The organism is Paenibacillus pedocola (assembly GCF_031599675.1).
Taxonomy (GTDB): domain Bacteria; phylum Bacillota; class Bacilli; order Paenibacillales; family Paenibacillaceae; genus Paenibacillus_AQ; species Paenibacillus_AQ pedocola.
Genome location: NZ_CP134223.1, coordinates 2,279,217 through 2,291,589 on the forward strand (window position 1 = coordinate 2,279,217; position 12,373 = coordinate 2,291,589).

At 51.0% G+C, this 12,373-nt stretch carries 12 protein-coding genes; 3 read left to right on the forward strand and 9 right to left on the reverse strand.

All coding sequences use genetic code 11. From position 1 onward, the window contains the following. Position 1: 1 nt before the first annotated feature. The 8 genes from QU597_RS09655 to QU597_RS09690 form a co-directional block, all read right to left on the reverse strand. Positions 2-1,213, reverse strand: a complete 1,212-nt coding sequence (locus tag QU597_RS09655) for a Ger(x)C family spore germination protein (RefSeq protein ID WP_310832445.1) — start codon at positions 1,211-1,213, stop codon at positions 2-4. Positions 1,214-1,225: 12 nt separating this feature from the next. Beyond that, on the reverse strand, positions 1,226-2,842 hold the full coding sequence (locus tag QU597_RS09660) for a spore germination protein (RefSeq protein ID WP_310832446.1): 1,617 nt from the start codon (positions 2,840-2,842) through the stop codon (positions 1,226-1,228). A 154-nt stretch (positions 2,843-2,996) separates the two neighbouring features. Beyond that, complete coding sequence (locus QU597_RS09665; protein WP_310832447.1) at positions 2,997-4,127, reverse strand: YheC/YheD family endospore coat-associated protein; 1,131 nt, start codon at positions 4,125-4,127, stop codon at positions 2,997-2,999. Further along, a complete protein-coding gene (locus tag QU597_RS09670) occupies positions 4,109-4,627 on the reverse strand; it encodes a GNAT family N-acetyltransferase (protein WP_310832448.1) in 519 nt (172 codons plus the stop codon). Before QU597_RS09670 ends, QU597_RS09665 begins: the two co-directional genes overlap by 19 nt. A 24-nt stretch (positions 4,628-4,651) precedes the next feature. Further along, the gene (locus QU597_RS09675) at positions 4,652-5,764 is read right to left on the reverse strand and encodes a YheC/YheD family endospore coat-associated protein (protein WP_310832449.1); all 1,113 of its coding nucleotides are present in this window, start codon (positions 5,762-5,764) and stop codon (positions 4,652-4,654) included. Continuing rightward, positions 5,761-7,134: a YheC/YheD family endospore coat-associated protein gene (locus tag QU597_RS09680; RefSeq protein ID WP_310832450.1), complete on the reverse strand. Its 1,374-nt coding sequence runs from the start codon at positions 7,132-7,134 to the stop codon at positions 5,761-5,763. The genes QU597_RS09675 and QU597_RS09680 overlap by 4 nt, the downstream gene beginning before the upstream one ends. 29 nt (positions 7,135-7,163) lie before the next feature. Beyond that, complete coding sequence (locus QU597_RS09685; protein WP_310832451.1) at positions 7,164-8,315, reverse strand: YheC/YheD family endospore coat-associated protein; 1,152 nt, start codon at positions 8,313-8,315, stop codon at positions 7,164-7,166. A gap of 10 nt (positions 8,316-8,325) precedes the next feature. Continuing rightward, the gene (locus QU597_RS09690) at positions 8,326-9,690 is read right to left on the reverse strand and encodes a YheC/YheD family endospore coat-associated protein (RefSeq protein ID WP_310832452.1); all 1,365 of its coding nucleotides are present in this window, start codon (positions 9,688-9,690) and stop codon (positions 8,326-8,328) included. 310 nt (positions 9,691-10,000) lie between these two features. On the opposite strand from QU597_RS09690, the gene QU597_RS09695 reads away from it, so the two are divergent. Together QU597_RS09695 and QU597_RS09700 are read left to right on the forward strand one after the other, a co-directional pair. Continuing rightward, positions 10,001-10,342 (forward strand): YlbF/YmcA family competence regulator, encoded by a 342-nt coding sequence (locus QU597_RS09695; protein ID WP_054939854.1) that lies wholly within the window; start codon positions 10,001-10,003, stop codon positions 10,340-10,342. A 206-nt stretch (positions 10,343-10,548) separates the two neighbouring features. Further along, positions 10,549-11,142: a DUF2441 domain-containing protein gene (locus tag QU597_RS09700; protein WP_310832453.1), complete on the forward strand. Its 594-nt coding sequence runs from the start codon at positions 10,549-10,551 to the stop codon at positions 11,140-11,142. A gap of 125 nt (positions 11,143-11,267) precedes the next feature. On the opposite strand, the gene QU597_RS09705 is transcribed toward QU597_RS09700, so the two are convergent. Further along, positions 11,268-11,843, reverse strand: coding sequence for an LURP-one-related family protein (locus tag QU597_RS09705; protein ID WP_310832454.1), 576 nt, complete (start codon positions 11,841-11,843; stop codon positions 11,268-11,270). Positions 11,844-12,024: 181 nt separating this feature from the next. Here QU597_RS09705 and QU597_RS09710 point away from each other — a divergent pair, with 181 nt between their 5' ends. Continuing rightward, positions 12,025-12,309 carry a hypothetical protein gene (locus QU597_RS09710; protein ID WP_310832455.1) on the forward strand — a complete coding sequence of 95 codons (285 nt, stop codon included), beginning with the start codon at positions 12,025-12,027 and terminating at the stop codon, positions 12,307-12,309. Positions 12,310-12,373 lie beyond the last annotated feature (64 nt).

Here is a 12,373-nt window from a genome sequence, read left to right on the forward strand (position 1 = left end):
ATTATTCAGACTTTAGTAAATCTACGAAGGAGTTTTGCAGAAGACCTACCCGTTTTATATTGACATCCACATCAATCTCTAAATTCATATTAGCTAACTCCCCGGGCCAGGAGTTTTTTATCTTTGCCCATTCTTTCGGGTATTTCCGGTGTATTTTGTCAGCGATACCTATAAGATCAATATTCATACGTTGAACAGTTTTCCAGCCTTCTCTCATTTGCGACTCAATAAGCTCTTCCGCTTGGGTTTGTAATTTCTCCAGACCGTACAGGGAAGTTACGTCTTCCTTGGAGATGGTTTCCAGCAGTTCGCCGCTGACTTTAGCATTTACCATTAAAGTGAAATTATTATTTTTATTTAGTACAGGGGATACCTTGACTTTGGCTTTCCGGATAAAAATTGCTGATTGCCTGGACTGGCTGTCCAGGGTGCTTAATGTTGTTGATTTGATCTGATCGGTTAGCCAGGCAATCCCTAAGCTTTCCTGCTGATGGATTTCGCCTATTTTTTTGGATTTTCGGAAGACTGATAAGCTGGATATTTTCAGTTTACCTTTCGTTGAGGTTTGATTAAAAATATCTGTAGAATTCATTTTTATATCATCCTCCCCCTTTATTGCCAAGGTCGGAACCCCGGCAGCGGCGCTGTCTGACGTGATTTTTAGTGCCAGCTCGTGAATCGTAATGGAAGGGTAATAAGACCCGAATTGTGTGTTTTTTTGCAAGATCTGGGTTAGTGATTGTCCGGGGATTTTTTCCGGCGGAGTTAGCTTTTTCAAAAAATCCCGTGCTTCCCCGTCAACGATAACCACCCTTACCGTTTCCCGGGCATCCGGATTCCGGTAGTATGTATCCAAAATTTCTTCAATCCCCTGTTCAGCAGTTTTTTTTCCAATCAGCACAATATTGTTGTGAGCGAAATAAAGTCTTCTTGGATTCTCCAGGTTACCTACAGACACGGCTCCTCTTATCGTTGTGCCGTGTGTGCTGAAGGTATGAACCGGAGATTGTGAACCCCCGGCGCCAGACGCTCCGCTGCTATTGGAGAGTGCCGATGGATTAATAATTTGGAAGGTAACGGTCCAATCTCCAGTTCCACCGTCAAAACCTGTGGCTGCTGTAATGCCTAATTCATTCAACTCGGTACGGTTTCCGCATCCAGTGCCCAGTAAAACAAGAATAGATAGTAGAAGAACACATCTTAAACAACGCATATGGTTCACCTCTTATTGTTCTGACTCTTTCATATCGTCCAGTCTATTGCTTGTCCCTTTTGGATACTGGTAAGGGGCTTGTCTCATTCTGTTTTTGCCGGATTTTTCATGAGGTCTGGTTTTCATTGCCCACCATGGAGCCCGCAAGACTAAATCCTTCATATTTGATTTGAAAAAGGGTCCAAAGGGCATAAAATAATCAACACCAAAGGATTTCAGTGAGAGCAAATGTGCTAAAAGAGGGATCAATCCGGCCAAGATACCGAATAATCCAAGAAAACCAGCCAGAAACATAAGGACAAAGCGAAGAAGCCGAATAGCAGAGGACATACTGAAATAAGGAATTGCAAAATTTGAGATCGCAGTAAAAGAGACCACTATAACAATCGCGCCAGAGACAAGTCCTGCCTCGACGGCTGCTTGTCCGATAACCAGGGCACCTACAATCGATATAGCCGGGCCAATGACCCGAGGCATTCTTACCCCGGCTTCACGAATCACTTCAAAGGTGATTTCCATTAGGAGTGCTTCTACCAACGCGGGAAAAGGAGTTCCTTCTCTTTGTGCTGTAAGTGAGATCAGGAGCGTAGTAGGAATCATTTCTTGCTGGAATGTAGTCAGGGCAATATATAAAGAGGGAAGGAGCAAAGAAACGAGGAAAGCCACTAACCGCAGACAACGCAGAAAGGTTGAAATATCGTACCGCTGATAGTAGTCCTCGGGCGTTTGGAAAAAGTTAAAAAAGGTGACTGGCGCAATCAGAGCAAAAGGTGTACCATCCACGAGCACTGCAACCTGGCCATCCAAGAGACTTCCGGCGACGGTGTCAGGCCGTTCGGTGTCAATGATCATAGGAAAGGGAGACAAGGGGGTATCTTGGATAAATTCTTCAATATAGCCGCTTTCAAGAATGCTGTCGGTATCAATAGACTGCAGTCTTAAATTAATTTCCTTCACTACATCAGTGTTAGCAACATCCTCAATATAGGCTAAAACTACTGTGGTATGAGTTAGCTGGCCGATATCATGAGTTTCAAATTTAAGCTTAGGTGATCTGATTTTTCTCCGGACTAATGCAATGTTAGTTGTAATATCTTCGGTGAATCCTTCTTTTGGGCCCCTGACTACAGTTTGGGATGAGGGTTCTTCCACGCTGCGTCTGGCCCCCCCAGAGATCATAACGGCTAGTGCAAACGGACAGTTATTAATAATAATCACTGCGCTGCCGGAAAGGATTTCGGTAAAAAGCTGATCTTCATTACGGATTATCTGCATATGCCCGGATGGCAGCTTTTCGAGTAAACGGGAAGCCATCTGACTAGGGTTAGTTTGGTTTTGATTGTTGTCAGAATCTTCATGGATTAAACCTTCGATCAAGTTTGTCAATAATTTCCGATCAATTAATCCTGCGAAATAACAGACCGCCATTCCGGAAGGCTCCGCCGGATGCCCGGACAGGGAACGGACGGTAAAGTCAGGACTTTGGCCGAATTGATCCTTAAGTAAGAGAAGGGTGCGAGGTAAAGAGGGATTAATAGACTGAGCATCCTGCTGTTTCTTGGATTTTTCGATGTCCTGACTCTGCTGTTTTGGCTGTGAAAAAACCTTTTTGAACCACCGGCCAAGCATCTGCTAATCACTCCATTCAAAGGTAAAGGATGTGGATAATTTGTTCCAAATGATCAAATTTATACCTCTATACCTAATTCTTCGCTATCTGCCAGACCTAACAGCCCCTTCCGGTTACTAGCGGAGGGGCTGTTGTTGTGTTGAGGAACATGCTCTATTCCTCAACTGTTTTGACTGAGCTTGGCGTGTTCTTGTTCTTATACACCCACATCGCATACTCAAGCGGCCGCACCAGCGCTTTGCGGTAAGTACCGCTGTCGCCTGTACGTGCAAACACCTCTCGGGCCGGCTTGGGGTTGACCTCCAGCACAAAGATCCGGCCCTGGCGGTCAATGGCGAGATCGAGTGCCAGCTCGCAGAGTGCCCCGAAGCTTTCTTCCAGGAATGAAGCGGCTTCGATGCCAAGCTTTTCGGCGGTTTTCATTGCTTTGGTAGCTTTCTCTTCGCTGCCCAGCCATTCCTTCAGCAGAATTTCCGCACGAACCGCGTGGCCGCCGCCGTGCAGGTTGGAAGTGACACTGCGGGCAGCGCCTACCCGGCCGGCCATGCCGGTCAGCTCCCATTCGCCCTGGCCGTTCTTTTGCACGAGCATGCGGTAGTCATGGAAACGTCCGCCGGGCAGACGCAGCGGAATGCCCTGCTGGACGAGGAAACGTCCGCCAAGGCACCACTGGCGGACGATGGATTCCAGCCGCGGGAGCGTAACCTTGCGCGGGGAAATAATCTGCCGGTTCTGGCGGCGGCCTTGAATGTCGTACAGGCTTTTCCCCTCTTTGAGCCGTTCGATCCGCAAAATGCCGCGTCCGCCCGTACCATTAATGGGCTTCACATAGACCACCGGGCTTATCTTGAGCATCCGCTGCAGATCTGCCGAGGACTGGTAGAAGAGGGTCTCGGGCATATGCTGGCGGAAGCGGCTCTTCTGCGAAAAGGTCTGGTGGATCGTCCATTTGTTGCGCAGCGGACGGTTCAGAAAGGTCAGGTGATTATAGCGGGAGCGGAAGCGCAGGAGCTGCTCGAAGCGGGAGCTGCGCTGAATCCGGCAGCGGTCATAGATCATATTGGGGAAGGAGCGCCATTTGCGCGACCATTTACCGCTTGCCGGATCGTAGACCATGGCGTGAATCTGTTCTTTGCCGGCATTGACATCGGCAGGGGTAAACACAAACACATCCAGGCCGATCTTTTTGCCTTCAATAATCATCCTCCGGTATACACTCCGCTCTTCAAGCTGTTTGGCTTCGTTCAGATACAGGGTGAGGATGCCTAAGACGGGTTCTGGCACAGGAAATCACCTTCTTGTGGGAGAGTTGCCGCGCTGCTGCTGTCTATCTGCGACCGCAGCAGCAGCGTGGGCTTGCCGGTAGGGCCGCTGGTCAGGCCTACCGCGGCAAGCCCGCTGTTGAAGCACATTTTCAGGCTTGCCGGATTGTCACAGGCCACCTGGCATTCCAGGCGGCCCAGGCGCTGCAGCTGTGCGGACAGCAGCGCCGTTCCGGTATGACGGTTACGGTATAAGGGATGAACGGCGACCAGGCAGGCTTCCTTGCCGTAGCCGGACACAAAGCTGACGCCTGCCAGCTGACGGCCGCTTTGGCCACGGACGGTGGCAACCAGCAGCGAGACACCGGGTTCAGCCAGCTGGTCCGGCGTCAGCCTGCAGAGCTGGCGGCAACCGCGAAGAGTTAGCCGCTGTTCCCCGTATTCCCGCAGGAATTCCAGCAGCCCGGCGAGCTTCGAATTCCATTGTCCCGGACTGGTATCATAGATAGAGGAGATCTGCATGGGTGCACTTCCTTATAAAGGATTCTATTTGCTCTGCCGGGCCAGATGCTGGCTGTATTGGAAGATCCGTTCGAGTGAAAGCTTACGGATGGCCGGCTCATCGAATTTCATCGGCCGGGAGTTGGCCTCAAAGAACCAGAGGCCGCCTTCCTCGTCAACGCCGAGATCCATAGACATCTCGCCGAGCATAGCTCCCGAAGCCCGCTCGATCTGGCGGGCAATCAGGAGGGCAGTGGTAGGAACATTCTTCAGTATGGATGCTGCCCGCTCCGGGCCGAAGGTTCCCTCCAGCATGCTTGCGGGCTCCTCAATACTGCCGCCGCGCGGCACATGCGTTGTAATGCTGCGTGCACCGGCCAGCCTTGCACCGATGCCGGTTACGGCCCAGGCACCTCTGCCGTTCTTCTGCAGCAGCACCCGCAGATCAAAGGGGCGTCCGCCGTGGGTGGCCAGCCCGATCGCCTGCTGCACGATATATTGCGAGATGCCTTTCTCTCTGCTGATCCGCGCCCACAGGCGGTCCATGGAAGCAGCCTTATAGGTTACGTTCTTTTTGCCGCTCTGGATCTGCAGCCTGTAAGGCAAGCTGATATCTGCGCGGTATTTTAACCGCATAATTCCTTTGCCGGCCTTGCCGTTCTCCGGCTTGAGGTAGAGGCTGTCATGAATTTTCAGCATGGCGCTCAGTGTATTCGCACCCCGCAGCCGTCTCGTTTTGGGCACATGCCTTGCGGTCACCTTGGATTCCTTCAGCCATTCGAACAGACTCCATTTATTGAAGAAGTTCGGATTATACATCTGAATTTCTTCATGCTGCAGGCATTCGGCAATTTTACGGGCGACCGGAGCTTTTTCTTCCTCATCACGGTTCGGAATCCGGTTGTAGATTACCTGCGGCAGAGGCATAGGGACGCTGTACCATATTTTCCCGCTGGCGGAAGGGACGAAGCCGTTCACCATCCGCTCCTCAAACTTCAGGTCGCGGACGGTGACGACATAGACGAGATAGCCCATTTCTTTGCCAGTACGGATGATATCGCGGAAGTTACTGCGGTTACCGCGAAACTGCTTCAGCCTGTCACTGGTTGTCAATATGGCAATTACCGGTTTGCTGGGGTCAGGAGAGCGGGTATTCACAGGTCATCCCTCCTGCGGAATTTGCTGAGGTACAGGCAGTGCTCCAGAATATGCTCGATGGAAGCTTTGCCCTCAGCGCGCAGGGAAGGATGGCGGAAGATGGAACGTCCCGGTTTGGCGTTAGCCTCGAACATCCAGATATCTTCGTCCTGGTCAATGCCAAGGTCAAAGCCGATTTCACCGAGCAGATGCCGGTGCTGAATTTCCAGTGATTCTGCAAGCTTGACGGCGGTAGCTTTGGCCCTCTGCAGCACTTCATCGGCTCTGGCTCCGAATACGCGGCCCAGCGCCTGCTGGGGAGTAAGCAGAGCTCCGCCGTTCTTAAGATGGGTGGTGACACTGCCCCGGCCGGCCTTTTTGGCTCCGATGCCGACAACGACCCACTGGTTGTTGCCGTTCTTATGCATATGGAAACGGAAATCAATCGGGCAGGCGTCGATCTCGATCAGGCGGATACCCTGCTGGACGATATAATTTTGCAGGCTTTGGCCATGTCTGGCGCGGAGCATGCGCATCAGGCTGTCAAAGCTGGTAAAGCGCAGCAGCACATTTTTACCGTTCTTACGGTAACGGGCGAAATACCCCTTCTTCGGCAGGTAAGTAAGCCGGTATATTCCGTGCCCGAGACTGCCGGCGGAAGGTTTGTAATAGACGAAATGATGGCGGTCAAGCATATCGCGCATTTTCTCTGAACTGGGGTTGCTCACGGTTTCAGGGACATAACGGTTCGCTGCGCCGTCGTTCTCCAGCAGCCTGTAAATATCCGATTTATTGAAGAAGCTCCAGTTAAAATAAGGAATTTTCTTCCGTCCGAACCGTTCTCGGAGCTGGTTGATATATGGTGAGGTTTCGGCCCGGCGGCTGGGCAGACGGTTATACACAACATCCGGGAGAGGGACCACTTTACGTTCAAACTTGCCGCTGTCGGTCAGGAAGAAACCGTTGACCTGTTCCTGTCCCCAGTCGATGTCGCGCGGTGTGAACGCGAATATATAGCATTTATTGCTGCCTTCCCGCAGCAGCTGCTTGATGAAGCCGGTACGCGAACCGAAGGGATTCGCCGATGTAGTTGGCCCGTCAGACAAAATGCCGACGAGTGGACCCAGCTGCACCTCATCATTCTGCAGGTTGCGTAAGTAGACGCCGCCCGTTTTGGGCACCTTGATCGCGCTCTTCACTCCGGAGGCCAGGAACAGATGCTTCCCTGCCCGTTTGATCGGCTTAATCATGGCCGGGATGGCATCCTTGCCGAGACGCAGCCGGATATTTTTCTTGCCGGATAATTTTAGGCTTTTCATCAATTCACCCGAGACATAGACAACTCGTTGGGGCTGCTTGGTGAAATGCACATTGCAAAAAGTGAGACCCATTGATGAATCCTCCTTAGGAACCATTGATATCATTCTCCTGTCTGTAACGGAGCTGTCCGAGTAGCAAGCATGCGGCTTGCCGCTGAATGGAGCAGCAGATGACGCGCATAGCGCAGCGGGTTCTCGGTTGCGAGTCTAGCAGCCCGGCGGTCACCCGTCAGCCGGAACACCGTGCGCCCTGGCTTGGAATTAGCTTCCAGCAGATAGATTCTGCCTCCGGCATCAATGCCGAAGTCTAGGCCCAGTTCCCCGAGTCTGCCGCAGGATTCCTCCAGCAGGGGAGGCAGGAGAGCAGCTGCAGCGGCAAGCTCTTCGAGGAGCTCTGCTCCGCTCTTTCCGTACTCTGCAAGCAGAAAGGGCAGTGGAGGAACCGCTGTTCCACCGCCGTGAAGGTTAGAAGTAAGTGTCCCTTGCCGGCCGAGCCGCACGGCCATGCCGGTTAATGTCCAGGCACCCCGTCCGTTCTTCTGCATCAGAACACGTACATCAAAGGGCTGGCCATCACTGCTGGTCAAGTCCAGGTAAGGCTGTATAATATAGCGGCGCTTGCCGATGAAGCCGTGAACCCAATCCAGTCCTTCACCTGGCGTTCTGAAATCATGCCGGAAGGATTCATTCGCTTCGCCGCGGCCGCGGATGCTGATTCCGCCGCCTGCTTTGCTGCTGAGGAGCAGAACATGCAGCGTGCGTTTGCCGTGCGACCCTGCCATAGGCTTTAGAAATACGCCATATTCTCTTTCGGCAAGCATAGTACTGAGAGCCCCTGAACCGCTATAAGGCCTGGTCTCAGGAAGCAGTGCTGCAGCTTTGCGGCTGCGGTGCAGGATACCGTAGACTCCCCACTTATCAGGCAGGGGGCGGGACCAGGGAAGTGAGCGGTGGAGTGCAGCCATGGCAGCGGAAGCCGCCTTTTTTTCCTGCAGGCTGGAATATAGACAACGGTTATACAGGATATCGGGTGCAGATGCCAGCGTCTGCTGCCACCGGCCCTCCTTCCAGACATAGCCGTTGATAGTTTGGCCGTCGGTAGAGACACCTTCCGGGTGGAAGACAAGCACTTTCAGATCAAACAGCGGGGCTGCGGTGCATAACTGACTGCAGAACTCCGGTTCTGCGATGGGAGGATACCCCTGGCGGCGGCCTGTCATAATGCCAAGGAACCCCGTAGCTGTGTCTGTCATGATGTCCTCCTTATAACCCGGCCAGATATCGGCAATATAGAATCATTTGTTTCACGGACGGTCTGATCTTCTGGTCATTAAGCGGTGTATTATCGTTTTTGGACGGCTTGGAGTTAACCTCCAGCAGCCAAATGCGGCCTGACTGATCCAGTGCGAGATCAATCCCCAGCTCCCCGAAGTGAGCGGGAATGTAAGTTTCGACACCTCTGGCAATCGCCAGTGCCGCCCGCGGCAGCTGCACCTGTGAGCTTTCCTTCATTCCTGCCGGCAGATTGCTTTTGCCGACCGCCTCACGGACAGTACTGAGCGTGCCGCCCCGCGCCAGATTCGAAACAAAATGGTTGCTGCCGGCGGTTCGGGCGACAATGGAGGTGACTCCCCATTTGCCGGTTCCGTTCTTTTGCACCAGTGCCCGGAAATCTACCGGCCGCTTTCCAAGCTCCATCAGGTGAAGGCCCTGCTGAATCTGGTACCGGGTGGTTTTCATCTTAGGGGAAATCGACTGAAACAGCTTCGCCAGACTGGGATAGCTTTGTTTACGGGTGCCAAGAGGTGTGGTCGACAGCAGCCGGTAGCCTCCTTCTTCCTTGGAAATACGCAGAATGCCTTTTCCGAGACTGCCGCGTACAGGTTTCAGAAATACGCTGGAGTAGCTGTTGCACATTCTCTTTAAGACAGCGAAGCCGTTAAAGGCATGGGATTCCGGCAAATAGCGCTGCAGGGCGGCATCTTGTGCCAGTGCTTCGAATACCTCTGTCTTGTCTAGGAACTTTTCATTGAAGAAATGCGTTCCGTAGCGGGATTTTACATCCGCCAAAAAATGCTGTACGCTAGGTTTGTTCTCTACCTTTCGCGTGGTAAGCCGATTGTTGATCACATCGGCGACAGGAAGACTCAGCTTCCGCCAGCCCTCATCGTATACCCAGCCCTGAATGGAAGAGCTGCGTGTCTCCAGCGCCTCCGGGGTAAAGAAATATACATAGGCACCCTGTGTATGGCAGGCATTGGTTAGCTCACGGCAGAACATCGTGATCTGTCCGAACACTCTGTCCGGCTGGTCTGGATGGTCCCGGCTTACCAGCACTCCAATCAGCGGACCGAGCCGCAGGGTGCGGCTGCCGGAACTGTAGGAGGCATTCAGCATAGGCCGCCCTCTCCAGCCAAGCCGCCGGGCTAACCCTTCGTTTACGCGCAGGCTGTCGGCTTTGGGGACCGGAATGACAGTGACCTCCTGCCTGAATGAGCCGAAGGTAAGCTGAATGGTTCCGTGTGCCGGTATTTTGAGCCTTTTCATGGATTTGTCGCCAAGCATTACAGCGTTTTCCTGCAGGATGCCCGAGTGGACCGTTTGGACCGGGATCTTGTACTTAGACATCGTGGATCTCCTTCCGGTAGGCAGCATGATGCCGGCAATATGAATCTTAAGGGTTACACATCATTCATCATATGGAGACATCTGACCCTTGGTGATTGACCTATTCTGTAAAAAGCCGTACCCGGCGGAATTCAAAGAAGCTCGAAGCTTAGCTCACAAAACTTAAGCAATTGCTTTCGAAGCCAGTTTTGCCCGAAGCCTGATCGAGGAAGTCTATGCTCACAAAACTTAAGCGAATGCTTCCGAAGCCAGTTTTGTACGAAGTAAATTCAAGGAAGCCCAGCTCACAAAACTTTTAGGAGGAATCATCATGAACGTAATCGACAAAGCACACGAACTGGCAAGGGCCATCAAAGATAGCACTGAGTTTTCGGATATCAGCAGTGCTATGAAGGTGATCGAAGCCGATCCCGAGAGCAAACGGATGCTGGATAATTTCCGCCAGAGCCAGATTGAGCTGCAGCAGCGGATGATGAGCGGGGAGATGCCGCCGCAAGAGGAAATGGAAAAAATGGAGAAGCTATTCGAGGTGCTGAACCTGAATCTCGGCATCCGCCGGCTGTTTGACGCAGAGCGCCGTCTTAGTGTCGTTATTGAAGATGTGAACAAAATTATTACCGACAGCCTGTCACAGATGTACGGCGGCCAGTAATCGATTCCGCCCACATAGGCGGCATAAGAAGGAGAGTGTTCCCCAGCTCATTAGGCTGAAGGAACACCCTCCTTTTTATTTTCTACAGATATGGAGTTAGTAGTGATTAGGCTTCAAAATGCCGGATGCTAAGCGGAAGGGCAGGATAATACTGGTAAATGTCGAAATTATATATATATTAATAATGGTTAATATGGGGGTAGCCTATGAAAGAAAGCGAACGTATTGTTTATCATATTACTACCAGGAATAAAATGGATATTGGGCAAGTGATCAGCTTTGACAACAATCAAAAAAATACCTTATATCACTTCTTTTTTGAGATGGAACAGAGGAATTCCAAAGGTGAAGACTTTATTCAAATTTTGCACGGACAGTATACAAATAACGGTTTTATGATGGATAAAGAGAATGCAGAGGTAGCTATGAGATATATGGGGCAAACAATCAGAGCTATAAGAGAAGTAATCGTTGAAATGGTTAGATTACAAGAATGTCCTGAACATCCCTCACGGTTGTCGTGCTTATACGCTGCGAAGAGCTATGAAGACGCGTTGAAATGGAAAGAACTTTTTGATTCTAGTCATCGAAAAGTATTGCAGATCGTTAAACTTCGGGTTATGGGGAATATCTTTGAAGGTGACGCAAATCTTTTGCCAAAAGAAGATGGCATTCCTTTTTCCCGAAAAATTGAGCAAGCCAAAGACTATTGGAAAGGCAATATACATAACGAGCTTCCTGAGTTGCTGATAAACGGAAACATCGAGGTAGTAGAAATCATTGATGAATTCTCCATGTAACTTTAGCTCAATAGAACAGCGGAAGCCAGGACTTTATCGTCTAAGGCTTTCCGCTGTTTTTGTACTTGGATCTGGTTAATGCCTTATTTTATTGTGGCACCGGAACACTGAACACACTAATAACACTAGTCCTGCTTACCCTCTACGGCACATAGGAGAATGCCTGCAGCCAGGCCGAGACGGCGGTCAAGCTGACCGGTCCGGTCTTCGGAGAAATCCGCGGTGATTTTGGTGACGAAGGGATTGAAGTTCTGCCTGTAGGCAGGGATGGCATTACCGTCAAACTCGATATTATATTTTTGCGGAATCAGGGTGATGAACCGGCGCAGCAGCGCCATAAGTGTACTGTCTTCCTTAATCAGAGCCATTTCCTGGTCATGACGGTCCAGAATTATCCACTCATCCTTCAGGATGGATTTAAGGCCCTTGCGGCGGAGCGCACCCACATGCTCACCGGTCTCCGAGTCATGCACATCATAGGTTGCACTGAAATCGATCACACTGCGGGCCTTAATACGTAAAAGCTCCTTCTGCATGCTCTCATCGGTATAGAGCGCGATATCCTCTTTTAGCTTAAACGCTTTCATTTGGGAGAAAAGGACAAGCTCCTCCGAACCGTTGTAAATGTGCAGCTTGGCACCCATAATCGAAAAAACCTTTTTACGGATCGTGTATTCCTTGTAGCTAAATGCATGATTCAACGTCAATCGCCTCCTAAAAATTGTCTATATCATCTCATATGACAGCAGCACGTGCTATAGCATTTGCCTCAGGCCATAATTTTTTTGTTGCGACTTGTCTCATAATCCGGGCACTCTGTTCATAGAGTAGAGATATAGATTTAAGTAGAACAACCTTTTGGGAGCGAAGGAGCTGTCTTGCATGAGAAAAAGAAACAAGTTTAAGCATGGCATGTATATGCTGATTGCGCTGGCTATGCTGCTCTATGCACTGCCGAAGCTGTCTTTTCAGGACGGGCCCAGCTGGGTGCTGGGATTCGGCGTCGTCTGGTGTATCTTTGCCTTTCTGGTCATTGCCGCCCATCTCCATTTCATTATCGGGGTGGATGAGGAGAAGCAGAAGCAGCTGGAGGCGGTTCGCAAGCATAAGCTGGAGCAGTGGCAGGGCAAGTGGAATGAAGAGTCCCGGGTGTCACAGCGGCTATAGAAAATCATAAGAATCCCTGACTGCCGGTAAGGGCGGTTCAGGGATTTTTTAACATAAAATAAAG